25 protein-coding genes are annotated in these 24,332 nt (G+C 62.1%); 17 read left to right on the plus strand and 8 right to left on the minus strand.

Annotated elements, in window-relative coordinates; genetic code table 11:
* From VL598_RS04605 to ftsB, 6 genes are all read left to right on the plus strand, one after another.
* Positions 1-269, plus strand: a 269-nt coding sequence (locus VL598_RS04605) for a ComEC/Rec2 family competence protein (protein WP_414718653.1), incomplete at its 5' end; no start/stop codon positions are given.
* A 243-nt stretch (positions 270-512) separates the two neighbouring features.
* Positions 513-1,310, plus strand: a complete 798-nt coding sequence (locus tag VL598_RS04610) for an alpha/beta hydrolase (RefSeq protein ID WP_325325517.1) — start codon at positions 513-515, stop codon at positions 1,308-1,310.
* Positions 1,311-1,496: 186 nt separating this feature from the next.
* Positions 1,497-3,164 carry a CTP synthase gene (locus VL598_RS04615; RefSeq protein WP_325325518.1) on the plus strand — a complete coding sequence of 556 codons (1,668 nt, stop codon included), beginning with the start codon at positions 1,497-1,499 and terminating at the stop codon, positions 3,162-3,164.
* Positions 3,161-4,015, plus strand: a complete 855-nt coding sequence (gene kdsA / locus VL598_RS04620) for a 3-deoxy-8-phosphooctulonate synthase (RefSeq protein WP_325325519.1) — start codon at positions 3,161-3,163, stop codon at positions 4,013-4,015. The genes VL598_RS04615 and kdsA overlap by 4 nt, the downstream gene beginning before the upstream one ends.
* A gap of 81 nt (positions 4,016-4,096) precedes the next feature.
* Positions 4,097-5,380 carry a phosphopyruvate hydratase gene (gene eno / locus VL598_RS04625; RefSeq protein ID WP_325325520.1) on the plus strand — a complete coding sequence of 428 codons (1,284 nt, stop codon included), beginning with the start codon at positions 4,097-4,099 and terminating at the stop codon, positions 5,378-5,380.
* Between the two features lie 83 nt (positions 5,381-5,463).
* The gene (gene ftsB / locus VL598_RS04630; RefSeq protein WP_325325521.1) at positions 5,464-5,886 is read left to right on the plus strand and encodes a cell division protein FtsB; all 423 of its coding nucleotides are present in this window, start codon (positions 5,464-5,466) and stop codon (positions 5,884-5,886) included.
* A gap of 83 nt (positions 5,887-5,969) precedes the next feature.
* On the opposite strand, the gene VL598_RS04635 is transcribed toward ftsB, so the two are convergent.
* The 3 genes from VL598_RS04635 to VL598_RS04645 all read right to left on the minus strand — a co-directional run bounded on the left by VL598_RS04635 (position 5,970) and on the right by VL598_RS04645 (position 7,970).
* Positions 5,970-6,362: a hypothetical protein gene (locus VL598_RS04635; RefSeq protein WP_325325522.1), complete on the minus strand. Its 393-nt coding sequence runs from the start codon at positions 6,360-6,362 to the stop codon at positions 5,970-5,972.
* 42 nt (positions 6,363-6,404) lie between these two features.
* Entirely contained in the window at positions 6,405-7,361 is a 957-nt protein-coding gene (hslO, locus tag VL598_RS04640) for an Hsp33 family molecular chaperone HslO (RefSeq protein ID WP_325325523.1), read from the minus strand.
* 84 nt (positions 7,362-7,445) lie between these two features.
* Entirely contained in the window at positions 7,446-7,970 is a 525-nt protein-coding gene (locus VL598_RS04645) for a gamma carbonic anhydrase family protein (protein WP_325325524.1), read from the minus strand.
* A gap of 94 nt (positions 7,971-8,064) precedes the next feature.
* Between VL598_RS04645 and VL598_RS04650 the strand changes: the two genes are divergently transcribed.
* The 10 genes from VL598_RS04650 to VL598_RS04695 all read left to right on the plus strand — a co-directional run bounded on the left by VL598_RS04650 (position 8,065) and on the right by VL598_RS04695 (position 17,328).
* Positions 8,065-8,898 carry a ferritin-like domain-containing protein gene (locus VL598_RS04650; RefSeq protein WP_325325525.1) on the plus strand — a complete coding sequence of 278 codons (834 nt, stop codon included), beginning with the start codon at positions 8,065-8,067 and terminating at the stop codon, positions 8,896-8,898.
* 141 nt (positions 8,899-9,039) lie between these two features.
* Positions 9,040-9,924 carry an alpha/beta hydrolase gene (locus tag VL598_RS04655; protein ID WP_325325526.1) on the plus strand — a complete coding sequence of 295 codons (885 nt, stop codon included), beginning with the start codon at positions 9,040-9,042 and terminating at the stop codon, positions 9,922-9,924.
* A 228-nt stretch (positions 9,925-10,152) separates the two neighbouring features.
* The gene (locus tag VL598_RS04660) at positions 10,153-10,983 is read left to right on the plus strand and encodes a 3',5'-nucleoside bisphosphate phosphatase (RefSeq protein WP_325325527.1); all 831 of its coding nucleotides are present in this window, start codon (positions 10,153-10,155) and stop codon (positions 10,981-10,983) included.
* A gap of 44 nt (positions 10,984-11,027) precedes the next feature.
* Positions 11,028-11,660 carry an L-threonylcarbamoyladenylate synthase gene (locus VL598_RS04665; RefSeq protein ID WP_325325528.1) on the plus strand — a complete coding sequence of 211 codons (633 nt, stop codon included), beginning with the start codon at positions 11,028-11,030 and terminating at the stop codon, positions 11,658-11,660.
* A 115-nt stretch (positions 11,661-11,775) separates the two neighbouring features.
* Positions 11,776-12,447, plus strand: coding sequence for a site-2 protease family protein (locus VL598_RS04670; protein WP_325325529.1), 672 nt, complete (start codon positions 11,776-11,778; stop codon positions 12,445-12,447).
* A gap of 3 nt (positions 12,448-12,450) precedes the next feature.
* Positions 12,451-13,653 carry a tryptophan--tRNA ligase gene (locus tag VL598_RS04675; RefSeq protein ID WP_325325530.1) on the plus strand — a complete coding sequence of 401 codons (1,203 nt, stop codon included), beginning with the start codon at positions 12,451-12,453 and terminating at the stop codon, positions 13,651-13,653.
* On the plus strand, positions 13,640-14,323 hold the full coding sequence (locus VL598_RS04680; protein WP_414718654.1) for a class I SAM-dependent methyltransferase: 684 nt from the start codon (positions 13,640-13,642) through the stop codon (positions 14,321-14,323). The genes VL598_RS04675 and VL598_RS04680 overlap by 14 nt, the downstream gene beginning before the upstream one ends.
* 54 nt (positions 14,324-14,377) lie before the next feature.
* Positions 14,378-15,283: a 4-hydroxy-tetrahydrodipicolinate synthase gene (dapA, locus tag VL598_RS04685; RefSeq protein WP_325325540.1), complete on the plus strand. Its 906-nt coding sequence runs from the start codon at positions 14,378-14,380 to the stop codon at positions 15,281-15,283.
* Between the two features lie 121 nt (positions 15,284-15,404).
* Positions 15,405-16,544 (plus strand): outer membrane protein assembly factor BamC, encoded by a 1,140-nt coding sequence (bamC, locus tag VL598_RS04690; RefSeq protein WP_325325531.1) that lies wholly within the window; start codon positions 15,405-15,407, stop codon positions 16,542-16,544.
* Positions 16,545-16,551: 7 nt separating this feature from the next.
* Positions 16,552-17,328: an MBL fold metallo-hydrolase gene (locus tag VL598_RS04695; protein WP_325325532.1), complete on the plus strand. Its 777-nt coding sequence runs from the start codon at positions 16,552-16,554 to the stop codon at positions 17,326-17,328.
* 112 nt (positions 17,329-17,440) lie between these two features.
* Here VL598_RS04695 and VL598_RS04700 read toward each other — a convergent pair whose 3' ends face one another.
* Entirely contained in the window at positions 17,441-17,683 is a 243-nt protein-coding gene (locus tag VL598_RS04700) for a hypothetical protein (RefSeq protein ID WP_325325533.1), read from the minus strand.
* Positions 17,684-17,908: 225 nt separating this feature from the next.
* A complete protein-coding gene (locus tag VL598_RS04705; protein ID WP_325325534.1) occupies positions 17,909-19,141 on the minus strand; it encodes a cupin domain-containing protein in 1,233 nt (410 codons plus the stop codon).
* A 32-nt stretch (positions 19,142-19,173) separates the two neighbouring features.
* Between VL598_RS04705 and VL598_RS04710 the strand changes: the two genes are divergently transcribed.
* Positions 19,174-19,710, plus strand: a complete 537-nt coding sequence (locus VL598_RS04710; protein ID WP_325325535.1) for a peptidylprolyl isomerase — start codon at positions 19,174-19,176, stop codon at positions 19,708-19,710.
* Here VL598_RS04710 and VL598_RS04715 read toward each other — a convergent pair.
* The 3 genes from VL598_RS04715 to VL598_RS04725 form a co-directional block, all read right to left on the minus strand.
* On the minus strand, positions 19,690-20,961 hold the full coding sequence (locus VL598_RS04715; protein ID WP_325325536.1) for a hypothetical protein: 1,272 nt from the start codon (positions 20,959-20,961) through the stop codon (positions 19,690-19,692). The two genes, VL598_RS04710 and VL598_RS04715, sit on opposite strands and share 21 nt — an antisense overlap.
* The gene (gene mutS / locus VL598_RS04720; RefSeq protein ID WP_325325537.1) at positions 20,945-23,605 is read right to left on the minus strand and encodes a DNA mismatch repair protein MutS; all 2,661 of its coding nucleotides are present in this window, start codon (positions 23,603-23,605) and stop codon (positions 20,945-20,947) included. Before mutS ends, VL598_RS04715 begins: the two co-directional genes overlap by 17 nt.
* 455 nt (positions 23,606-24,060) lie before the next feature.
* A partial coding sequence (locus VL598_RS04725; protein ID WP_325325538.1) for a hypothetical protein occupies positions 24,061-24,332 on the minus strand: 272 nt, incomplete at its 5' end.

Here is a 24,332-nt window from a genome sequence, read left to right on the forward strand (position 1 = left end):
TGCTCATCGTCGCGCATCACGGCAGCAAAACGTCGTCGACTGAGCCGTTCCTCGATTTGGTCGATCCGCGCGTGGCGATATTTCAGGTAGGCTATCGCAATCGTTTCGGTCATCCTCATCGCATCGTCTTGTCCCGCTTTGCCGAGCGCGGCGTAGAGCTTGCACGGACCGACCTCGAAGGCGCGGTGCGCGTTGAGTTGGACGGCAACGGGGCTTTCACGCTCGAGCGCTATCGCGACACGCATCGCCGGTACTGGATGGATCGCTAATATGCAGCGGCGACGAGCCCGAGCGTGCGGTGCTCCACCAGGCATGCGCAAACGGGTTGCTTGAATAAAATTCGTGAATAAGTTTGAGTGAGTGGGTCGAATGAGTGGGTCGAATGAGTGCGATCCCGCTCGATCAGCGAGAACCCTGTATCCGGGGATCATCGCTGCAACATTGCAATCGATGATCGGCGTACGGCGCGGCGTGCGGCGCCACCGGTGACGGCAACGAGGAGGCAGCGGAGGTTGAAAGAGATCATTTACTTTTCGCACGCGAACGGCTTTCCCGCGTCGACATACAGGACAATGCTCGCGGAGCTCTCCGACCATTACGATGTGCGATACATCGAACGCATCGGCCACGATGCGCGCTATCCGGTAACGAGCGACTGGCCGCATCTGGTGGAGGAGCTGCTCGATGAAATCGGACGCCGCGGCGAACATCCCGTATGGCTTGTCGGACATTCTCTGGGCGGCTATTTGTCTATGATGGCGGCGCTCAAGCACCCGCATTGGGTGCGCGGGGTGGTGATGCTGGATTCGCCGATCGTCGCGGGCTGGCGCGTGGGCGTGCTGCGCGTGTCGCAGTGGACCGGGCTCGACGAGCGTCTGTCGCCGGCCGCCGCAACGCGCAAGCGGCGCACGCAATGGCCGAGCCGCGACGAAGCGTGGCGGCATTTCCGCGCCAAGCCGGCGTTCGCGCGCTGGGACGAGCGTGTGCTCTCCGACTACATCGACTTCGGTATTCCGCAAGCCGCGCCGGACGGCACACGCGGGCTGGCGTACGACCGTCAGATCGAATATCTGATCTACCGCACGTTGCCGCGCACGCTGGGCGCGCGGCTCGCGCACGGCGCTCCCGTGCCGGTGGGCTTTATTGCCGGCACGCATTCGAAAGAAATCCGGCAGCTGGGGCTCGAGGCAACGAAGCGCACGGTGCGCGATCGTTTCGAATGGCTCGAAGGCAGCCACCTGTTCCCCATGGAAAAACCGATCGAGACCGCTCGTGCGGTACAACGGATGTTGCGCACGCTCGCGACCTGAAAACGCAGCGCAGGGTGTCGCGGCAGCAGGGGCTCAGGGCGGGGCAAAGCGCTTCGTAGCTGGCGGCCGCGGCGCTGACTCAGAAGGCACGCGTGAAAGGGGCTGGACGTGCGTTTTCGTTGGGGCAGCTCGCTTGAGGGGCGAGGATGTCAAGGTATAATCCGTTTTTCCCGCGAGCAAGCAGCGATGACCAAATATGTTTTTGTCACCGGCGGTGTTGTATCGTCCCTTGGTAAGGGGATTGCCGCCGCCTCCCTCGCCGCGATTCTCGAGTCGCGCGGTCTGAAAGTCACCCTTCTCAAACTCGATCCTTACATCAACGTCGATCCCGGCACGATGAGCCCGTTTCAACACGGGGAAGTCTTTGTGACGGAAGATGGCGCCGAGACGGATCTCGACCTCGGGCATTACGAGCGCTTCATCAGCACGAAGATGCGCCGCGCCAACAACTTCACGACGGGTCAGATCTACGAATCGGTGATTCGAAAGGAACGTCGCGGCGACTATCTCGGCAAGACGGTGCAGGTGATCCCGCACATTACGAATGAGATTCAGGCGTTCATCGAGCGCGGCGCCGCCTCGGCGACGTGCGGCGAGCCCGACGTGGCGATCGTCGAAATCGGTGGAACCGTGGGCGATATCGAGTCGCTGCCGTTTCTCGAGGCAGCACGCCAGATGAGCCTGCGCCTCGGGCGCAACAGCGCGTGCTTCGTGCACCTGACGCTGGTGCCGTTCATCGCGACGGCCGGCGAGCTGAAGACGAAGCCGACGCAGCATAGCGTGCAGAAGCTGCGCGAAATCGGCATCTCGCCGCATGTGCTGCTGTGCCGTGCAGACCGTCCGATTCCCGACGACGAGTGCAAGAAGATTTCCTTGTTCTCCAACGTGCCCGAAGACGCGGTGATTTCCGTGTGGGACGCCGACAGCATCTACATGATTCCGCAGATGCTGCACGATCAAGGCCTTGACGGCATCATCTGCGACGAATTGAAGCTCCAGCCGAATCCGGCCAATCTGTCGATGTGGTCCGATATCGTCGAGAAGCTGGAGAACCCGAAGCACGAGGTGACGATCGGGATGGTCGGCAAGTACGTAGAGCTGACTGAGTCCTACAAGTCGCTGATCGAGGCGCTGCGCCATGCGTCGGTGCATACGTCGACACGCGTCAACATCGAGTACATCGATTCCGAGCAGATCGAAGAAGAGGGCGTCGCGAGCCTTTCCCATCTCGATGCCGTGCTCGTGCCGGGTGGCTTCGGCCGTCGCGGCACCGAAGGCAAGATCGCAGCGATCCGCTACGCGCGCGAAGCGAAGGTGCCGTATCTCGGCATTTGCCTCGGCATGCAGCTCGCCGTCATCGAGTTCGCGCGTCATGTGGTCGGCCTGAAAGAGGCCAACAGCACCGAGTTCAATCCGCAAACGCCGGATCGCGTCGTCGCACTCATCACCGAGTGGTACGACCGCGAGGGCCGCGTCGAGACGCGCAATGAAGAGTCCGATTTGGGCGGCACGATGCGCCTCGGCTCGCAGCGCTGCCCGATCAAGTTGGGTACGTTGGCTGAGCGCATCTACGGCAAGGATGTGAACGAACGCCATCGTCACCGCTACGAAGTCAATAATCGCTATGTGCCGCAACTCGAAGCGGGCGGTCTCGTCATCAGCGCACACACGCCGAGCGAGGATCTGCCCGAAATGATGGAGTTGTCGCAGGATCTTCACCCGTGGTTCGTCGGTGTGCAGTTCCACCCCGAGTTCACCTCGACGCCACGAGACGGACACCCGCTCTTCAAGGCGTTCGTTGAAGCGGCGCTGACCTGCCGTCAAGCGCGTGTCGAAGACAAGGAGAGTGCATGAAGCTGTGCGATTTCGAGGTGGGGCTCGATAAGCCCTTTTTTCTGATCGCCGGCACCTGTGTCGTCGAATCGGAGCAGATGACGATTGACGCGGCCGGCACGCTAAAGGAAATCTGCGCGAAGCTCGGCATCGCATTCATCTACAAGTCCTCCTACGACAAGGCCAATCGCAGTTCGGGAAAGTCGTATCGCGGGCTCGGCATGGATGAAGGGCTGCGTATTCTCGCCGAGGTGAAGCGCCAGTTGAACGTGCCGGTGTTGACCGACGTTCACTCGATCGAAGAGATCGGGCCCGTGGCCGATGTCGTCGACGTCCTGCAAACGCCGGCGTTTCTGTGCCGCCAAACCGACTTCATTCAAGCCTGCGCGCGCTCGGGCAAGCCCGTCAATATCAAGAAGGGCCAGTTCCTCGCGCCGCACGATATGAAGAACGTGATCGACAAGGCGCGTGACGCCGCGCGTGAGGCGGGGCTCTCGGAGGATCGCTTCCTCGCCTGCGAGCGCGGCGTTTCGTTCGGCTACAACAACCTCGTGTCGGACATGCGGTCACTGGCGATCATGCGTGAGACAGGGGCGCCCGTCGTATTCGATGCGACGCATTCGGTGCAACTGCCGGGCGGCCAGGGCACGAGCTCGGGCGGTCAACGCGAATTCGTGCCGGTGCTCTCGCGTGCGGCCGTCGCCGCCGGTGTGGCAGGGTTGTTCATGGAGACGCATCCGAATCCCCCCTGTGCGCTGTCCGACGGCCCGAACGCGGTGCCGCTGCAGCGCATGGCGGCGTTGCTCGAAACGCTTGTTGCGCTCGACGCCGTCGCGAAGCGCACGCCGTTTCTCGAGCGCGATTTCGGCTGATGTCGATCCCGACAGTTTCAAGCGCGAAAGACGAAAGAGAAGCAGCACAAACGGGGTTTCAATTTATTTCTAGAGGAAATCATGAGTGCAATCGTAGACATCATCGGCCGTGAGATTTTGGATTCGCGAGGCAACCCGACCGTCGAATGCGATGTGCTGCTCGAGTCGGGCACGATGGGGCGCGCGGCGGTGCCGTCGGGTGCATCCACGGGTTCGCGCGAGGCAATCGAGCTGCGTGATGGCGAAGCCGGCCGGTACGGCGGCAAGGGCGTGCTGAAGGCGGTTGAGCATATCAACACCGAGATTTCCGAAGCGATCATGGGGCTTGACGCTTCCGAGCAAGCGTTTCTCGACAAGACGCTGCTCGAGCTCGACGGTACGGACAACAAGTCGCGCCTCGGCGCGAACGCGATGCTGGCCGTGTCGATCGCTGTCGCAAAGGCAGCCGCTGAGGAAGCCGGCCTGCCGCTTTACCGCTACTTTGGTGGTTCCGGCGCCATGCAGCTGCCCGTGCCGATGATGAACATCGTCAACGGCGGCGCGCACGCGAACAACAGCCTCGATATTCAGGAATTCATGATTGTGCCGGTGAGCCAGCCGACATTCCGTGAAGCGCTGCGCTGTGGCGCCGAAGTGTTTCATGCGCTCAAGAAGATTCTTGGCGATCGTGGCATGAGCACCGCGGTGGGTGATGAGGGTGGCTTCGCACCGAACTTCGGCAGCAATGACGAATGCCTGTCGACGATTCTGCAGGCGATCGAGAAGGCCGGCTATCGGGCGGGCGAAGACGTGCTGCTCGCCCTCGATTGTGCTGCGAGTGAGTTCTATCACGACGGCAAATACCAGCTCGCGGGCGAAGGGCTGCAGTTGTCGTCGGGCGAGTTCACCGACTACCTCGCGACGCTTGTCGACAAATTCCCCATCGTCTCCATCGAAGACGGGATGCACGAGGGCGATTGGGACGGCTGGAAGACGCTGACGGATCGGCTCGGCAAGAAAGTCCAGCTCGTCGGCGACGACCTGTTCGTCACCAACACGCGCATCCTGAAGGAAGGCATCGAAAAGGGCATCGCCAACTCGATCCTGATCAAGATCAACCAGATCGGCACGCTCACCGAGACGTTCGCCGCGATCGAGATGGCCAAGCGCGCCGGCTATACGGCAGTCGTCTCGCATCGCTCCGGTGAAACGGAAGACTCGACGATTGCGGATATCGCAGTCGGCCTCAACGCCGGTCAGATCAAGACGGGTTCGCTCTCGCGCAGCGATCGCATCTCGAAGTACAACCAACTGTTGCGCATCGAGGAAGATCTCGGCGATATCGCGAGCTACCCGGGCAAATCGACGTTCTACAACCTGCGTTGACGCGCAGCCTTCTCCTTACCGATTGCTTCGCACGCCGCCCGGTGTTTTGCGCTGGGCGGCGCTGAATACTCGGCGCTATTCGCATGCGGCTTGTCACTTTTGTCCTTCTTGTCTTGCTCGTGCTGATCCAGTATCCGCTCTGGTGGGGGCATGGTGGCTGGCTGCGCGTGCACGAGTTGCGCGGGGAGCTCGACGCGCAACAGCAGAAAAATGCGGACGAGAAGCTGCGCAACGATCGCATCGAAGGAGAAGTGCAAGATCTGCAAAGCGGGACCGCGGCAGTCGAGGAGCGAGCCCGCTTCGAGATGGGCATGGTGAAGGACGGCGAAGTGTTCGTGCAATACGTTTCGCCCAATGCTGCAGCGAGCTCCGTCGCTGTGCTCGCCACAAGCAACACCTCGACGCGCGGCGAGGTATCGGCGGCGCCCGTCGCTGTGGTCCCGAACCCCGTATCGATTGCGCGCGTCAGGCGGCACGGTAAGGGCGAGAAGCAGAAAAGGCCGTGATGGCAGACAAGGCCGAAAGAAAGCATGCCGGTGAAAAGGACGGGCGCTGATTTCGCGGCCGCGATGGGCCGTCGTTGCTTACCTTACCACCACCATCCGTAATAGCCAGGGCTGGAATAGCCGATTCCCCAGCCGTTGTAATAGCTGCCATACGAGCCATAGATCACGGGCGACGCATAGTAAGGCCCGTTGTAATACCGCACCCAGGCGCTGGCGTCCATGGACGCCCTCTGCTCACGCATCACCTGCTCGTCGATTTCGTCGTAGCGCTGTTTCTCCGCTTGCGTGAGTGGTCTTGCTGACGAGGCCGCGCCGGGCTGGTCCGGAGCAAGGCGGCTCAGAACCGAGCCAGGCGGAGGGCCGACGGCGCAGCCAGTCAAGGACGCCGCGCCGATCAGCGCGCCAACGACGGCCGCCGCCGTCCCGTGGTACAGAGAGCAGCGAATGCCTGCTGTCGCGAGCTTCGACACGTTCATTTCAGTCTCCGAAACGGCGAGTCGAAACGTCGCGCGCCGGACTTAATGGCGCTGCGCCGTTGCGGGCGTCACACTCGTGGTGACCGCGCTCGCCGCAAACAGCTGCGCCACGTCGACGGGATCGAACTCGTAGCGCTGATTGCAATATTCGCAGTGAATCTCGACCCGACCTTGCTCCTCGAGCACGCTGTCGACCTCTGCCGCTCCGAGCATTTTCAGCATCGAGCCCACTTTTTCCCGCGAGCAGCTGCATTCGAAGTGCGCGGCGCTCGGTGGAAAATGCTGCACGTTTTCTTGCCAGAAGAGCCGCTTGAAGAGCGTCCGCGGCTCTTCTTTCAGCAACTCTTCACGCGAGAGAGTCGCGCCGAGGATCGAGACGCGTGCCCATGTGTCGGCGTCATGCTCGCCTGCGTGGGGCACGATGCCGCCGTCGCCGGGCAGCTTTTGCAGCAGCACGCCGACGGCGCGGTCGTGATCGGCGGCGAGCCAAAGGCGCGTGTCGAGCTGTTCTGAATGATGCATGTAGTGCTCGAGCACTTCCGCAATCGACTGCAGGGGCCCATTCTCACCGTTGAGCGGTACGATGCCCTGATAAGCCTGCTGACCGGGGAACTTTTCGCGCGGGTCGAGGGTGATGACGCAGCGGCCATGGCCGGTTGCATTGAGCAGTTCTGGGAAGCTGAGGCGCTCAGCCGTGGGCGATGCCGAGTCAAGATCGCCGGAAAACTTGGCGGTCGCTCTCATGGCAAGGCTTGAACTGCATTGGACGACGAGCATCTTGATGGGCCCGTCCCCGAAGATTTGCATAATGAGCGTGCCGTCGAACTTGAGGTTTGCCGACAACAGCGCGCAAGCTGCCATCATCTCGCCGAGCACGGTCTGCACCGGCGCCGGATATTGACGGCGCGCGAGCACCTCCCGCCACGTATTGCGCAGCGATACGATCTCGCCCCGCACGGGACCGGTGCTGAACATGAACTTTTGCAACTCGTCTTCCACAACTTCTTCCTTGAAACGTCGATACGGTGCTGCGCTTCCCGTTAAACCCGGGCGCGCAGGCAAATCGAATGCCGGCGGCTGCCTTTAACCGATGCGCACCAGGCGGGCCTTGAACTGCTCGCGCCGCTCCACATAGCCAGCCGCAATCTCTTCGAGGCGCGCGACTTCCGCATCGGTTAGCTCGCGCGCGACCTTGGCCGGCGCGCCGAGGATCAGCGACCGGTCGGGAAAGCTTTTTCCTTCCGTGACCACCGCGCCTGCGCCGACCAAGCAATGGCGGCCGATCACCGCGCCGTTGAGGATAACGGCCTGAATGCCAACGAGCGCACCTTCGCGAATGGTGCAGCCATGCAGCATGGCCTGATGGCCGACCGTCACGTTTGCCTCGATCGTGAGCGGATAGCCTGGGTCTGCATGCAGCACTGCGCTTTCCTGGACATTGCAGCCTCTGCCGACGCGGATCGGCTCGTTGTCGCCGCGGATCGAGGCGCCGAACCAAATGCTGGCGTTTTCCTCGAGCGTGACTTGACCGATAATGGTCGCCGTATCGGCGACGAAGACACTTTCGTCGATAGTAGGGGCGTAATCGCCCAGCTTGTAGATCGCCACGATGTCTCCTCTTTCGTGCGTCGCCGGGCGGCCTGTGGAAGGGCTCCCTGGCGGTGCGTCGATAGTGACGCGGGTGTCGAATCATCTATTGTAAATGGTCCAGCATTGCCTGCGCCGCGCGGCGCTCCATGCGCTGCTCGAGCGCGATCCCACGACAAAAGCCAATGCGGTGCGGGCATTGCATGCCCGCGCCGCGACGGGTGAGGCGGCCTGCCTGCCGCACGAAGACATTGCCGAGCCGCCTGGTTTGCCTGGCCGCCCCGATCGGCCGCCGCTGGTTTCGCCGCGGCTCTTGCGGCCACGCAGCATGCAGTCCGAGGAAGGTCGGGCGGTGCTGCTGCATGCACTCGCGCATATCGAGTTCAACGCGATCAATCTTGCGCTCGATGCCGTTTGGCGCTTTGCCGGCATGCCGCAGGCGTTTTATAACGATTGGCTGCGCGTTGCGGCGGAAGAGGCGCATCACTTCACACTGCTTGTCTCGCGACTCGCCGATTTCGGTCACGCTTACGGCGATTTTCCGGCACACGACGGGCTCTGGGAAATGTGCGAACGCACGTCGGGCGATGTGTTGGCCCGCATGGCCCTGGTGCCGCGCACGCTCGAAGCGCGCGGACTCGATGCGTCGCCGCCGATTCGTGCGCGACTTGTGCAGGCAGGAGACCTCGACTCGGCCGCCATCCTCGATGTCATCCTGCGCGATGAGGTGGGTCACGTGCTGATCGGCAATCGCTGGTTTCGCCATCTGTGCGAGACTCGCGGGCTCGATCCGCACAGCACGTACCTGCGTCTCGCCGAGCAATACCGCGCGCCGCGCTTGCGTGGACCGTTCAATTTCGAGGCGCGCCGCGACGCGGGTTTCGACGAAACGGAGCTGGCAGCCCTCGTCGCGCAAGCCGAATCCGGAGCAGGGCAGGCGAGCGAGTAGCCCGCGTCCATATGGATTATCGTCCCGAGTCGCGCCCGGATGCTCTTTGGAGTGGGTTCTCGACTTTGCCACGTCCGTTGCGTACAAGGCGCATACCGTCCCCTATAATCGAACGACCATGCGATTTTTGGGCGGTCATCGATGAATATTTCCGAATCGGATTTCGTCACCGTGCGCGGCGTCAAGCTGCATGTGCGTCGCTGGGGCGACCCCGATGCTCCCATGCTCTTCATGCTGCACGGCTGGATGGACGTTTCGGCCTCGTTCCAGTTCGTCGTCGATGCGCTGCGGGGTGAATGGCAGGTAATCGCACCCGATGCGCGCGGCTTTGGGCTGTCGGACTGGCCTGTCGCCGCGCAAGGCGGCGGTCACTACTGGTTTCACGAGTATCTGGCCGACCTCGATGGTTTGCTCGATCATTACGCGCCGACGGGCCAGGTCAATCTGGTGGGGCACAGCATGGGTGCGAACGTCGTCGGCCTGTACGCAGGGGTGCGGCCCGAGCGTGTGCGCAGTGTGGTCGATCTCGAGGGGTTCGGCCTGGCACCGGCACATGCCGGCCAGGCACCGCGCCGGCTCGCCACATGGCTCGACGATCTTCGCGTGGCGCCGTCGCTGCGTAGTTACGACACGCTCGAGGACGTCGCGGCTCGCCTCGTCAAGACCAACCCGCGTCTTGCGCCCGAGCGTGCGCGTTTCCTGGCGCAGCACTGGTCGAGGTGCAGCGAGGATAGCCGATATGTGCTGCTGGCCGATCCGGCGCACAAGCTGCGTGGTCCGCTGCTCTACCGACTCGACGAAGTGATGGCCATCTGGGCCAACGTGACGGCGAAGGTCTTGCATGTCGAGGCGGTTGCTTCGCCCACGCTAGCCATGCTGGCTGGATCGATTCCGCTCGACGAGTTCAAAGCGCGCTTTCGTGCATTCCGCAATTGGCGCGAGGCGCTGATCGAGGGGGCTGGACACATGGTTCACCACGATCAGCCGGAACAGGTGGCAGCCCTGATCGAGGCGTTTTGCACTTGATCAGTTGCGCAGCTAATTTCGTCCTTCAGGGTTCGTCAAGACGAAAAAGGACAGCGAGGTGTCCCCAGGGCTCCCGTCCTTTCCCTCAAGGGGACTTCCTTCAGGCGCAGGGTAGGGAAGCGGTCAATTTGCCGTTCTATCAAGTGAGCGGGCCGTGAGCAAGGGGGTAGGCGCCGCGGCGCGAACCGGCGTCCGAAGCCTTAGACCGCAATGCAGTAAAATGGGCACATGAACGCTGATTTGCATTGCCATTCCAACGTCTCCGACGGGTTTTTCCCGCCCGCCCAAGTAGCGCAGCGCGCGCATGCGGGCGGCGTCACTCTTTGGTCGCTCACCGATCACGATGAGATCGGCGGTCAGGCGCAAGCGCGCGAAACGGCTGAAGCGCTCGGCATGTGCTACGTGTCGGGCGTCGAAATTTCGGTGACCTGGGCGGAGCGCACCGTCCATGTGGTGGGGCTTGGCATCGAGCCCGGTTGCGCGGCCCTCTTGGAAGGATTGCGGGCAACGCGCGACGGGCGCACGGCACGCGCCGAGTCGATCGGCAAGGCGCTCGAGGCAATGGGGATTCCGGGCGCCTACGAAGGCGCCTTGCGTTACGTGTCGAACCCAGACCTTGTCTCGCGAACCCATTTCGCGCGTTTTCTGGTCGACAACGGCTACGCCAAATCGGCGGCCGATGTGTTCGACCGGCTCATCGGCGAAGGCAACCCCGGCTTTGTGCCGCACCGATGGGCGGCGCTTGCGGATGCCATGTCGTGGATCAAGGCCGCGGGCGGTGTGGCAGTGATCGCGCATCCCGGGCGTTATCGCTATACCCCGCTGCAGTTCGACGCGCTATTTGCCGAGTTCATCGATCTCGGCGGCCTGGCGATCGAAGTCGTCACGGGCAGCCACACCCCCGACCAATATCGGGAATATGCCAACGTGGCCCGCCGCTTCGGTTTCGAGGCGTCGCGCGGGTCGGATTTTCATGCGCCCGGCGAGGGTCGCGTCGAGCTCGGCGCGCTGCCCCCCCTGCCGGCCGGTTTGAAGCCTGTCTGGGAGCGCTGGCTTTAAGGGCTCCTGGGCTATCCTGCCCGGCGCTGCGCCGGCATTCTTCCATGTCCCAATTTTTTCGGATTCATCCCGACGATCCGCAGCCGCGGCTCATTGCGCAAGCTGTCCAGATCATCAAGGACGGCGGGGTGGTCGCGCTGCCGACCGACTCGAGCTATGCGCTCGCGTGCCGGCTCGACGACAAGGAGGCGGTCAGCCGATTGCGCCGCATCCGCGGACTCGACGAGCGGCAGCATTTGTCGCTGCTCGTGCGCGACCTGTCGGAGCTTGCAGCGTTTGCGATGATCGACAACCGCCAGTTCCGGCTCATCAAGTCGGTAACGCCGGGGCCGTACGTGTTCATCCTGCAGGCGACGAAGGAGGTGCCGCGGCGCCTCTCACACCCCTCGCGCAAGACGATCGGGCTGCGTGTGCCGGATCACGCGATCACGCATGCGCTGCTCGATGTGCTGGGCGAGCCGCTCATTGCGACGACGTTGATTCTGCCGCCCGATCGTGAACCGCTCAACGATCCCGAGGAAATCCGCGCCCGGCTCGAAAAGCAGGTCGAGCTTGTCATCGATGGCGGCGCGTGCTTGCGCGAGCTGTCGACGGTCATCGATCTCACAGCCGACGAACCCCTGCTTGTGCGTGCGGGCTGTGGCGCTCTCGAGCCGTTCGGCCTTGCGGAGTCTTGAAAGGCGGGGGCGTCGCGTGGCGAACATCAGGCAAGGACTGTGAAAAAAGGGTAAGAAGGCTGACCATTTGGCCGATGAGCGCCGCGACCCAGGCCCCTTGTTACAATAGCCGACTATGGACGATCCCTCTTCTCTAATACAAACGATCGCGGTCTACGCGCTGCCGGTGATCTTCGCCATCACGCTGCACGAGGCGGCACACGGCTATGCGGCACGGCTGCTTGGCGACAACACCGCCTATATGATGGGGCGTGTGTCCCTGAACCCTGTTCGTCATATCGATCCGCTCGGCACGATCGCGATCCCTCTGGTGCTTTACTTCCTAACGGGTGGGGCGTTCATGTTCGGCTATGCGAAGCCGGTGCCCGTCGCCTTCCGCAATCTACGCAATCCACGTTGGGGCAGCTTGTGGGTTTCGCTGGCGGGGCCGGCGTGCAACTTTGCCCAGGCACTCATTTGGGCGCTGGTGGGCGTGGCGCTTGCGTGGCTTTCGGTCGTGGAGCCTTTCTTTACGCGCATGGCCGCAGCCGGCGTCGGCGTGAATCTCGTGTTGGGCGTGCTCAATCTGTTTCCGCTTCCTCCTTTCGATGGGGGCCGCATATTGACGGCGCTGCTGCCACCTCGTCAGGCGATCGGGCTCGCGCGACTCGAGCCTTACGGCTTCTTTATCGTGATGGCACTCGTTTTCACGGGCATTCTGACGAAGTTTTGGCTCCGGCCGCTCGTCGGATTCGGCTACGACGCCCTGACGTTCATCCTGGCCCCTTTGGTTTCGCTCCTTAACTAGACCATGTTTCCCGACCGCATTGTCTCCGGCATGCGACCCACAGGTTCGCTGCATCTCGGTCACTACCACGGCGTGCTGAAGAACTGGGTGCGCCTGCAGGCGGAATACCCGTGCTTCTTCAGCGTCGTCGACTGGCACGCGCTGACCACGCACTATGAAACGCCCGAAGTCATCGAAGGCAACGTCTGGGAAGTGCTCATCGATTGGCTTGCCGCTGGGATCGACCCGACGCAGGCAACCCTCTTCATCCAAAGCCGTGTGCCAGAGCACGCCGAGCTCGCGCTGTTGCTCGGCATGAGTACGCCGCTCAGTTGGCTCGAGCGCGTGCCGACCTACAAGGAGCAGATGGAAAAGCTGAAGGACAGGGATTTGTCGACTTACGGCTTTCTCGGATATCCCGTCCTGATGGCGGCCGATATCCTGCTTTATCGGGCGTCGCTCGTGCCCGTCGGCGAGGATCAGATCCCGCATGTCGAGATGACACGCGAGATCACTCGGCGCTTCAATTACCTGTACGGCCGCGAGCCCGGCTTCGAAGAGAAAGCCATTGAAGCCGCGAAAAAGCTCGGCGGAAAGCGCTCGAAGCTGTATCACGAGCTGCGCAACGCCTATCAGCAGGAAGGCGAGGATGAGGCGCTCGAACAAGCGCGCGCGCTGCTTCAGGAGTCGCAAAGCCTGTCGATGAACGATCGGGAGCGACTCTTTGGTTATCTCGAGGGCACGCGCAAGATCATTCTCGTCGAGCCTCAGGTGATGCTGACCGAGGCTTCGCGAATGCCAGGCCTTGACGGTCAGAAGATGTCGAAATCGTACGGCAACACGATCGGTTTGCGTGAGGATGCCGAAACGATCGCAAAAAAGGTGCGCACCATGCCGACGGATCCCGCCCGCGTGCGGCGAAGCGACCCAGGCGATCCTGATAAATGCCCTGTCTGGCAACTGCATCAGGTCTATAGCGACGAGGCGACGCACCGTTGGGTCCAAAACGGATGCCGGTCTGCCGGCATCGGATGCCTCGAGTGCAAGCAGCCCGTCATCGACGGCATCCTGCGTGAGCAGCAGCCGATGCTCGAGCGCGCGCAGAAGTACATGGACGATCCGTCGCTCTTGCGCGCGATCGTTGCCGACGGCTGTGACAAAGCGCGCAAGTTTGCCACCGAAACGATGCGCGACGTACGTGAGGCGATGGGCCTTGCGTATTCCTGATGCCATGAGTGAACGCGTGGAAAGTGAAGGCGGCCATGCCGCGAAGAGCATGACCGGCGCACAGCCAACCGTCGTGTCACATGCGGGAGGCGATCCGTCGCCTTGGCTCGTGCGCTGGTCGCACCTGATTTCGCCGGGTGGCACGGTACTCGACGTGGCGGCGGGCGGTGGGCGGCATGCACGATGGTTGGCGGCGCGTGGGCATCGCGTCGTTGCGCTGGAGCGCGATGCGTCGGCGCTCGCCTTGCTGGGTGGGATCGAAGGCGTCGAGGCGCACAGTGCAGATCTCGAGGACGGCAGCCCGTGGCCGTTGCCCGAAGACCAGCGTTTTGCGGCGGTCATTGTGACAAATTATCTCCACCGGCCGCTGTTGCCGCGCCTTCTCAGTGTGCTGAAGCCTGGCGCAGTGCTGTTATACGAGACGTTCGGGCGCGGCAATGAAACAATCGGTAAGCCATCGAATCCCGCGTTTCTGCTCGCGCCTGGTGAGCTGCTCGAAGCCGTGCGTGGCAGATTGCGTGTCATTGCATTTGAAGATGGGTTCGTGGCGGCGCCGCGGCCGGCTTTCGTCCAGCGCATCTGCGCTGTCCACGAGGCCGTGGAGCCTGCGGCCGATGCGAGCGGTGTGCGCTGGCCGAATATGCCGCCGCGTTACGAATTGAGCAGCTAATCCGCTACAATCCCTCTTTCACGACCTGATTCATAGCGTTTCATGGCTAACGGCATCCCAAGCGGCACCCAGAACGACATGCGCATTCGCGGCAGCATCCCCGCAATCGTCACGCCCATGCTCGATAGCGGCGGGCTCGATCTGCCAGCGTTCCGCAAGCTCATCGATTGGCACATCGAGGAGGGCACGAATGCTCTCGTGGTGGTTGGCACGAGCGGCGAATCGGCCACGTTGACTGTCGAAGAGCACATTCTCATGATCCGGACGGCGGTCGAGCATGTGGCTGGCCGCATTCCCGTCATCGCGGGCTCCGGTGGAAACTCGACGCCTGAGGCCATCGAGTTGACGAAACAGGCGAAAGCCGTCGGTGCGGATGCCACGCTTCAAGTCGTGCCGTACTACAACAAGCCGACGCAGGAAGGCATGTACCGCCATTTCAGGGCGATCGCCGAGACGGTCGATCTTCCTGTCATCCTGTACAACGTGCCGGGCCGCACAGTGGCAGACATGTCGAACGAGACGATCTTGCGCCTCGCGCAGGTGCCGGGCATCGTCGGAGTGAAGGACGCCACTGGCAATATCGACCGCGCCGCGCATTTGATCAAGTCCGCACCGGCGGGCTTTTCCATATTCAGTGGCGACGACCCGACGGCGATTGCGTTGATGCTGCTCGGTGGGCACGGCAATATCTCCGTGACGGCCAACGTCGCGCCGCGCGCGATGAGCGAGCTTTGCAAGGCGGCACTTGCCGGCGATGCAAAAACAGCGCGCGAAATTCACATGCGTTTGCTCTCGCTGCACAAGCATCTATTTATCGAATCGAATCCGATTCCGGCGAAATGGGCGCTCCAGGAAATGGGGCAAATTGAAGGCGGTATCCGCTTGCCTTTGACGCCGCTCGATGCACGCTGCCATGAGGTGGTGCGTGCGGCGTTGCGCGAGGCTGGCGTACTGCGCTGATTCGCTGGGCGTGTGCCGGCCGCTCGGGGGTAAGCCGGCAACCGTATCCGATCAATCGATGTCGATTCTCGACCTACGCTCCGGCATTGCTGCAGGCACGCGTGGCATCACGAAGGGCTCCATGAAACGTTCCGCTTTTACCACTGATGCTGTCCGCACGGCGGCGCTCGTGCTCGCGTTGGCCTCGCTTGCAGGCTGCGACACGCTCAATGACTGGTTCTCGGGTGACAAGGTCGATTACAAGACGACAGGATCCGCGCCGGCCCTTCAGGTGCCGGGTGACTTGACGGCGAACGGGTTGCAATCGCAGTACACGGCGCCGCCGGTGGGCGCCGCCCTGGGCGGTGCTCCTCAGCGCAGCAAGACCGCCGCGGGCAATCTGATCGAAGGCATGCCGAGCGCGCAAGATCCCTTTGGCATGCATGTCGAGCGCGATGGCGATCGCCGTTGGCTCGTCGTCGACGGCCGCTCTCCCGATGAGCTATGGCCGCAGATCCAAGAGTTTTGGCAAGAAAACGGCTTTGCGCTGAAGACCGACGCTCCCGCGATCGGCATCATGCAAACCGACTGGGCAGAGAATCGCGCCAACATTCCGGATGACTGGTTCCGCCGCACCATCGGCCGCGTCATCGATTTTGCCTATTCTTCGGGCACACGCGACCGCTTTGCGACGCTCGTCGAACGCGGCCCTGACGGCACCACCGATATTTCGATCACGCATAGCGCGCTCGAAGAAATGTTGACGGGGCGGGAAGGGGACTCTTCGCGCTGGGTCGAGCGCCCGCGCAATCCGGTGCTTGAAGCGGTGTTTCTGGCGAAGCTGATGCAGAAGTTCGGCCTCACCGACGCGCAGTCGAAAGAACTGCTAGCCGATGCTCAAACTGCCGTGGCGCCGGCAAAAATCGAGATGAGTGATGGCGAGCCGACGCTCGATTTGCAGGAGTCGTTCGACCGTGCGTGGCTTCGCGTCGGTCTTGCGCTCGACCGCACGAACTTCACGGTCGATAATCGCGACCGCGTCAAAGGCATCTACTTTGTACGCTATGCCGATTCGATGGAAGAGTTGAAGCGCGACGGCTTGTTGGGCAAATTGTTCTATCGCAAGCCGACTGCCGATAAGCAAGGGCCCGAGTTTCTCGTCAACGTGCGACCGGCGAACGATAGCCATACGCAGGTGGCGATCGTCGATGCGGACGGCCACGTCGATACCTCGACCGAGGCGAAGCGGATCATCACGCTGTTGCACGCGCAACTGAACTAAGTTTGCCATGCGCTTTGCGAGCCTCGGCAGCGGCAGCGAGGGGAACGCGCTTATCGTGGAGGCGCGAAGCGGCAGCACGACGACGCGCGTTCTCCTAGATTGTGGGTTTTCCGCGAAAGAGCTTGAGCGCCGTCTGGCGCGGCTTGATTGCAAGATCGAGCAGCTCGATGCGATTCTCATCACGCATGAGCATAGCGACCACATCGGCGGCGCGTTGACCGTCGCGCGCAAGTGGTCTGTGCCGCTCTACATGAGCTGGGGTACGGCACGCAGTGTCGGCGCGGACGAAGCCGATATCGATCTGCGTGTCCTATGGGGCGACGAAAGCGTTGCTATCCGCGATCTGGAGTTGCACCCTTACACCGTGCCACACGATGCCCGCGAGCCGCTGCAGTTCGCTTTTTCGGACGGCGTGCATCGTTTGGGTGTCCTGACGGATGTGGGAATGTCGACGCCGCACATCACCGCGATCCTGAGTGGCTGCGAAGGGCTAGTGCTCGAATGCAATCATGATGCCGCCATGCTGGCGGCGAGCCGTTATCCGCAGTCGTTGAAAGCGCGAATCTCCGGCAATCACGGGCATCTCAGCAACGATGCGGCTGCGAGCATTCTTGCCTCGCTCGATCGCTCCCGTTTGCAGCATGTCGTTGCGGCGCATCTGAGTCAGCAAAACAATCGGCCGGACCTGGCGCGCTCGGCGTTGGCTGCGGTGCTCGATACGATTGCCGATGACGTGATGGCGGCTTCGCAGGAAGACGGATTTGCGTGGCTCGCGTTGAGCTGACGAGCTTTGAAGGTAGCTGTGGCGCCTAGGGGCGGACGCTTTCTATGATTCGCGCAGGCAAGAAAAAACCGGCCCCAAAGGCCGGTTTTTTCTTGTGCGGTAAGCAGCGTGCTTACTGGCTTGCACCCGAAGCCGGAGCAGCAGCGGACGCAGCAGCATCCGAGGCAGCAGCGGCAGGAGCCGAAGCTGCAGCAGCCGGAGCCGAAGCGCCGGCGTCCGAAGCAGCAGCAGCAGGTGCCGAAGCAGCCGTGGCGTCGCTAGCCGCCGGCGCGCTCGAGGTCTGGTCGCTGCTCTTGTTGCACGCAGCCAGAGCCACAGCAGCCAACAACGATGCAACGAGGAGGGATTTCTTCATGATCACGTCCTTTTATGGTTAAAGGTAAGCAACAGCGCGAAAAATTACCGGTAAATGTGCTTCAACACCAACCTTAGCCGCTTTGGCGGGACGCACATTCAAAGCGCGGATCTTCCCCACGGCTTGGGCGGAAATTATATGCACTTTCGTACTGACCGTCGACAAATCGGGTCAATACGTTGCCTTTCTCATACAAAAATTTCCAATCGTTAGGAACGACTTTTCTCACGCAAGCGCGCCGATTCGTACCCAGCCGGCAAGATACCATTCGTGTAGCAACGCTGTCATTGACGAATCAGCTGAGAGTGTTACAAAGCGTTTCCCTTCTAGCCGACGATGATCGGCCAGTTCGGTAAGCCATTTTTTTCGGGGCGGCAGGCGGTGTTCTTCACCGTTGATGAAGTAACTGCGTTTGCCGTATAGAAGAGCCGTTTTGGTATCGAGTCGAACGCCGGCTCGCGCGGCCTGTCTGGCAAACGTGTTGACACTTGCGGCCCGCTCGGGCGGATCGAAGACCACGTGCGGTTTCGGCTCGCTCAGATAGCTGCCGAGGAACGACGCAACGTCCTCATCGCTCCAGCGAATGCCAGCAAGGATCGCGCCGACTTGCTCCACGAACGTCTCGGGCAATTGCGCCGGGCGGGTGACCGCTTCCTGGTTCGGATCGCGATAACGTTCATCGTCGCGCACGCGGCGCGACGCCATTCCGCGTTCGGCGAGATGGTAAAGAAACTCGCCGATAAGCTCGCGCGCCGACGGCGAACGGAAGCCGATCGAGCAGGTCATGCATTCGCCGATGGCTTCACCGTCGTGGGCAATGTGGGGCGGCAAATAAAGCATGTCGCCCGGCTCGAGCACCCACTCATCCTGCGGTTCGAAATGCTGTAAAACTTTCAACGGCAGTCCGTCTTTCAACGTCAGGTCTTTTTGCGCGGAAATCCGCCAGCGGCGCTTGCCGTGCACCTGTAGCAGAAAGACGTCGTAGGAATCGAAATGCGGCCCTACGCCGCCGCCGTCAGTGGCATAGGAGATCATCAAATCGTCGAGCCGGGCGTCGGGCGCGAAGCGGAATCGGTCCAGCAAAGCGCGCGCGCGCTCGTGATACAGATCGACACCTTGCACGAGCAGTGTCCACTCACGGCGCTTGGTGCTGGGCAGCTCCTCTGCGTCAAATGGTCCGTGCTCGAGTTGCCATTTGCCGCGAAAGCGCGTGATCAAGCGGGCTTGCGCGTCGTCGCTGGCGGCTAGTTCGAACAACTCGTCACGCGAGAGCGGCGCGGCGAGACCGGGAATTGCCTGACGGACTAACAACGGCTTCTTTTGCCAGTATCGCCGCATGAACTGCGCTGGGGTCAAGCCGCCTAAAAGCGGTGTGGGCGCGTCGGGCGGCGGGGGGCAGACCGCAGAAGTGGTGGGGGCAACGACGGAGCTCGGGAGGGCGGGGGACCGCTGGGGCATCGTATAATGAGAAGGTATTTTGGAGAGTCCGAATGAAAATCGCGAAGAACACCGTCGTATCGGTCGCTTACAGGCTGTCGGATGCGCAAGGCAACCTCATCGAGGAAAGTGACGAGCCGATGGTCTATCTGCACGGCGGCTATGATGGCACGTTCCCTAAGATCGAGGAAGAACTCGACGGGCATGAACCGGGCTTCCAGGCGCAGATCCAACTTGAGCCGCAAGATGCTTTCGGCGAGTACGATCCGGAACTCGTGAAGATCGAACCGCGCAACCGCTTCCCCGAGCCGCTGGAAGTCGGAATGCAGTTCGAAGGTTCCCCCGAAGACGGCGACGACGAAGCCGATACGCTCATCTATACCGTGACCGATCTTGCGGAAGACAAAGTCGTGCTTGACGGCAATCATCCGCTTGCTGGCATGGCGTTGCGGTTTGCGCTAACGGTGAAGGAAGTGCGTCCGGCGACGCAGGACGAAATCGAGCACGAGCATGCCCACGGGGCGGATGGCATTGAAGTCCTTGGGGACGACGATGACGAGGAGGATCGCTCAGGTCCCACGCTGCATTGAATCTTGGTCCGTCGCACCGTCCGGTGGCTGATCTGGCGCCGGTTCGGGCGCGGGCAAGGTTGGGGCTTGTGGTTCCGGCAGCAACGGCAGCAACGGCGGCTCGTCGGTCGGTGCGCCGGGAGGCACGGGCGCTGGGGCGGGCATCACGCCCGATGCGCTCGGGGTGAATGCCGGTGCCGAGTCTTCGCCCGGTAACGGTTCGGCGGGCGGTTGAGGCAGCGTCCTCGGTATCTGCCTCACCGAGACCTGAAACGGCGGCGCCTTGGCAAAATTGGCCTCGATGCGGATCCACTGCGTCATTGCTTCTCTTGGGCCGAATTCGATCCGAGTCAGGTTGGCGAGGTGCTCGCCGTTGTCATCGTAAAGCGGCTGGTCGATCGAAAAGCCGCGAGGCAGCGCATGCGGCGTCGCATGCACGATGACGATTGGTCCGGGAAACGTCTTGGCTGCCTTGACGAGGCTTCGTTTGAACTCGATGTAGCCATCGCGGGGAAGTCGGCGGCCGAATCGAAGCCAAGAGAACTGCTCGGCGTGTTTGCCACGCTTGAAGTTGGGGTCCGCCTCCATGAAGGCGACGAGAGCATGGGCGTGGCGACGCCTCGCGTATTGCGCTGCATGCTCGAGCCAAAATGCCGTGGCGATCGCGCGATCGTCGTACTCCCCGTTGCGGCCACCGGCATTCAGGTAATGGTTATTGCCTCCCACCACGTTCAGGCCGACGAATACCGTACCGTCGACTTGCCACCGCACGTTTTCGCGATACGCGTGAAAGCGCGCCACTTCACTTTCGCGTGTCAATGCCAGCGTCGATTGTCCGAGTGATGCATTGTCGGCGAAGATTGTCTGCCGCAGAAAATCGAGACGTTCAGTGACGTCATAGCCGCCCGCTTGCGCGCTGTCGCAGTCCGCCCAGTCGTGCTGGCCCGGAATGAAGATGAGTGGGACGCGCGAACTTTGGAGAACTTGCTGCCTTTGTTCGTAGAGCGCGTCGTCGCACCGTTGCGTTGCACCTTTGAGGTTGCCGTCGTAGACGACGAACGCAAGCTGCTCGTGGCCGATCACGTCGAGAAGGCGCTGCGTTGCCGTTTCGTCGGGCGCGCTGTGCGCAGGTCCAGCGATGATCCCGAAAGCGAAGCGTGGCTTGGCAGCCTCGGCTTCGCACGTGCACGAGAGGGCGGCGAGCAGTGCGACGGCGGACGCGACGATCCTCAGGACGCGACGACTCATCTCGCGCTCAACGGTGAGTGTCATGAACGCTCGCGAGCTCCTGCAACTCATAAAGGAGATCGAGCGCGTCGCGGGGCTTCAACTCGTTCGGATCGATGGCGCGTAAGCGCTCGAGCGCGGGGTGGGGCGTCGAGTCAGGGGTGTCCTCGTTGACTGCATCTTCTACGAAGGTGGCTGAGGCGAAGAGGTCTAGCTGTGGCGCCGCGTGCGCAACCGACTGCTGCTCGAGTTGAACCAGATGCCGGCGCGCAGCGCGAATGACTGCTGAAGGGACACCCGCAAGTTGTGCGACTTGCAGCCCATAGCTCTGACTGGCGGGGCCTTCGTCTACCGAGTGAAGAAACACGATGCCGTGTCCATGCTCGACCGCCGAGAGGTGCACATTGGCGGCTTGCGCAAATTCGGCAGGCAGTTGCGTCAGCTCGAAGTAGTGCGTGGCAAAGAGCGTATGGCAGCCGTTGGCCGCGAGCAAATGCCGCGCGATTGCCCAAGCGAGTGCGAGACCATCGAACGTCGATGTTCCGCGTCCGATTTCGTCCATCAGCACGAGGCTTTGCGGCGTGGCGTCGTTCAGGATTGCCGCCGCTTCCGTCATTTCCACCATGAACGTTGAACGGCCGCCAGCGAGATCGTCGGCGGCTCCGATCCGCGTGAAAATGCGATCGATCGGGCCGAAAGAGGCCTGCCGCGCGGGCACATAGCTGCCGACGTAGGCGAGCAACGCAATGAGCGCCGTTTGCCGCATGAACGTCGATTTACCGCCCATATTCGGGCCCGTGATCAAAAGCAGCTTGCGCTCGGCGTTCAGGCGACAATCGTTCGCGACGAACTGCTCGACCTGTGCTTCGACGACGGGGTGCCGGCCCTGTTCGATCTCGATGCCGGCTTCCGACGAGAACGTTGGCGCGACCCAGTCGAGTGAGCGTGCACGTTCCGCGAAGGCACCGAGCACATCGAGCTCGGCCAGCGCAGCGGCAACGCGCTGACAATCTTCGATGAACGGCAGCAATGCTTGCAGCACGGCATCGTAGAGCGATCGCTCACGTGCAAGCGCGCGTTCCTGCGCCGACAAAGCCTTGTCTTCGAATGCCTTCAACTCGGGCGTGATGTAGCGCTCCGCATTCTTGAGCGTCTGGCGACGGCGATAGTCGTCGGGCACCTTGTCGGTCTGGCCGCGAGTGACTTCGATATAAAAGCCGTGCACTTTGTTGTATTCGACGCGGAGGTTGGCGATGTTCGTGCGTGTACGCTCGCGTGCCTCGAGGTCGATCAGGAATTGCCCGCAGTTTTCCGAGATGTCGCGCAACTCGTCCAGTTCGGCGTCATAACCACGCGCGATCACGCCTCCGTCACGCACCATGGCGGCCGGCTCTTCGGCGATGGCGCGCTTAAGCAGATCGAAACACTCGGACGGCGGCTCGAGCTCCGCGGCGATGCGTTCGAGCGACGCCGAGCCACCGGCTGCGAGCGTTGCTTGCTCGCGCAGTGCGGGGAGCGCGGCGAAGGTGTCGCGCAGGCTCGATAGATCGCGAGGGCGCGCTGATAAGAGCGCGAGGCGCCCCGTGATGCGCTCGACATCGGCGATACGCCGTAACGCCGTTCGCAGCGAATCGAGGCCAACTTGCGAAGGGGCATCGAGCAGTGCACCGATCGCTTGTTGGCGCGCCTGGGGACGCGCTGCGTCGCGCGGCGGATGATGAAGCCAGTGACGCAACAGGCGGCTGCCCATCGTCGTGCAACAGGTGTCGAGCAGTGAGCACAGCGTCGGCGATTCGCCGCCCCGCAACGTTTCGGTCAGCTCGAGGTTGCGGCGCGTGGCGGGGTCGAGGCCGATGTACTCGGATTCGTATTCGACTTTGAGGCTGCGCACGTGGCGCAATTGTTGGCCCTGTGTGGCCGCAGCGTAAAGCAGCAGCGCGCCTGCTGCGCCGCACGCGCTCGTGAGCGATTCGGCGCTAAAGCCGTCAAGGCTGGCGACATCGAGCTGATCACAGAGCCGTTGCTTGCCCGATGCGACGTCAAAGTGCCAAGTGGGTACGCGCGTGAGAGCGCCCGCGAGGCCGGTGGGCAGTGACTCGGCGGGTGCGTCGGCCACGAGAATTTCGGCGGGGCGAATGCGTTCCAGCGCGGTGCCGAGCTGGCCGGGCGCAACCTCGGCTAGCCGCAGCGCCCCGCTTGCGAGGTTCAACCATGCCAGGCCGATCGCACTGACGACGCCGCGCTTGTTATGTGCCGCGCACATCGCAAGCAAGTAGACGTCGTTCTTGTCGGCGAGCAAGGCTGCGTCCGTGAGCGTGCCCGGTGTGACCACGCGCACGACCTTGCGCTCAACGGGGCCTTTCGACGTGGCCGGATCGCCGATCTGCTCACAAATGGCAACGGATTCGCCGAGCTTTACGAGCTTGGCGAGGTATTGCTCGAGAGAATGATGCGGGACGCCCGCCATCTTGATCGGGTTACCGGCCGATGCGCCGCGTTGAGTCAAGGTGAGATCGAGCAGTCGCGCGGCCTTTTCCGCGTCTTCGAAGAAGAGCTCGTAGAAGTCGCCCATCCGGTAGAAGACGAGCGTGCTGGGATGGTCCGCTTTGATGCGCAGATACTGCTGCATCATTGGCGTGTGCGCAGTGGCGATGCCGGTCTCGGCGGGTGCGTCGATTTGATTGCCCATCGTGCTTTTGGTGCTTGCGAGTACAGGGCGAGAGTGTACCTCGGCGGCGAATGGGGGTAGTCGTCCGAATGGTTAGGGGGCAGGCGTCGGCGCGGGGTGTTGTCGATTGCCGGTCACCATCTGTCGCGGAGATGTGGTCATTGGCTGCGACCGAATCTCACTCGGCTGGAGCGGTAAAGGCTTGGCGTTCATGGGTGAATATGCAGTCGACGAGGTCGAGCTGAGGGGGCGCTAGCGTCGGGCCGTGAATTCCTGCTTGCGGCGAAACAGATCCGGGTCGACGACGGCGTGATGCGAGCGCTCGATACACTCTTTGGTATCCTCATTGCCATGGTTCTCGGCTCGAAAGAATATTTATTTGGGTCGTCGTCGCGGGCGGATAATCCACTCGTGGGTGGCCATTACCGCTGCGTTTTCGCAGTGTGCCGCCCCTCCTCTCCAACTCTGCTTCGCGTCTAGGATCGAATCCAGGCCGACCACTGTTGCGCAATTCGCTCAATCTCGCGCTCTCGATGCGATTCTTTAGATGCATTGTCCGCGAGCATGAGAGCTATGTCTTGCAGCGTGACATGCGTCTCGAATGAAAAAACTTTGTCGATGCTTGCTCCTGGCTCGGATGGAGACACGTCGCCGGCATTCCAGACAAGACCGGCACTCGGGATAGCATAGCGATGGCAGATCTCGGCATTTGCGGTTGTAAACCGTAGCGACAGTGCTCGCCAAAGTG

This window comes from Trinickia sp. (assembly GCF_035492435.1).
Lineage (GTDB): Bacteria > Pseudomonadota > Gammaproteobacteria > Burkholderiales > Burkholderiaceae > Trinickia.

Bases quoted from the DNA above. Each gene is read 5' to 3' on its own strand.
- VL598_RS04655 (WP_325325526.1), top strand. From the start codon at position 9,040: ATGAATATTTCCGAATCGGATTTCGTCACCGTGCGCGGCGTCAAGCTG.
- VL598_RS04665 (WP_325325528.1), top strand. From the start codon at position 11,028: ATGTCCCAATTTTTTCGGATTCATCCCGACGATCCGCAGCCGCGGCTC.
- VL598_RS04695 (WP_325325532.1), top strand. From the start codon at position 16,552: ATGCGCTTTGCGAGCCTCGGCAGCGGCAGCGAGGGGAACGCGCTTATC.
- VL598_RS04710 (WP_325325535.1), top strand. From the start codon at position 19,174: ATGAAAATCGCGAAGAACACCGTCGTATCGGTCGCTTACAGGCTGTCG.
- ftsB (WP_325325521.1), top strand. From the start codon at position 5,464: ATGCGGCTTGTCACTTTTGTCCTTCTTGTCTTGCTCGTGCTGATCCAG.
- eno (WP_325325520.1), top strand. From the start codon at position 4,097: ATGAGTGCAATCGTAGACATCATCGGCCGTGAGATTTTGGATTCGCGA.
- bamC (WP_325325531.1), top strand. From the start codon at position 15,405: ATGAAACGTTCCGCTTTTACCACTGATGCTGTCCGCACGGCGGCGCTC.
- VL598_RS04660 (WP_325325527.1), top strand. From the start codon at position 10,153: ATGAACGCTGATTTGCATTGCCATTCCAACGTCTCCGACGGGTTTTTC.
- VL598_RS04715 (WP_325325536.1), bottom strand. From the start codon at position 20,961: ATGACACTCACCGTTGAGCGCGAGATGAGTCGTCGCGTCCTGAGGATC.
- VL598_RS04635 (WP_325325522.1), bottom strand. From the start codon at position 6,362: ATGAACGTGTCGAAGCTCGCGACAGCAGGCATTCGCTGCTCTCTGTAC.
- mutS (WP_325325537.1), bottom strand. From the start codon at position 23,605: ATGGGCAATCAAATCGACGCACCCGCCGAGACCGGCATCGCCACTGCG.
- VL598_RS04675 (WP_325325530.1), top strand. From the start codon at position 12,451: ATGTTTCCCGACCGCATTGTCTCCGGCATGCGACCCACAGGTTCGCTG.
- VL598_RS04700 (WP_325325533.1), bottom strand. From the start codon at position 17,683: ATGAAGAAATCCCTCCTCGTTGCATCGTTGTTGGCTGCTGTGGCTCTG.
- kdsA (WP_325325519.1), top strand. From the start codon at position 3,161: ATGAAGCTGTGCGATTTCGAGGTGGGGCTCGATAAGCCCTTTTTTCTG.
- VL598_RS04615 (WP_325325518.1), top strand. From the start codon at position 1,497: ATGACCAAATATGTTTTTGTCACCGGCGGTGTTGTATCGTCCCTTGGT.
- VL598_RS04670 (WP_325325529.1), top strand. From the start codon at position 11,776: ATGGACGATCCCTCTTCTCTAATACAAACGATCGCGGTCTACGCGCTG.
- VL598_RS04650 (WP_325325525.1), top strand. From the start codon at position 8,065: ATGGTCCAGCATTGCCTGCGCCGCGCGGCGCTCCATGCGCTGCTCGAG.
- VL598_RS04705 (WP_325325534.1), bottom strand. From the start codon at position 19,141: ATGCCCCAGCGGTCCCCCGCCCTCCCGAGCTCCGTCGTTGCCCCCACC.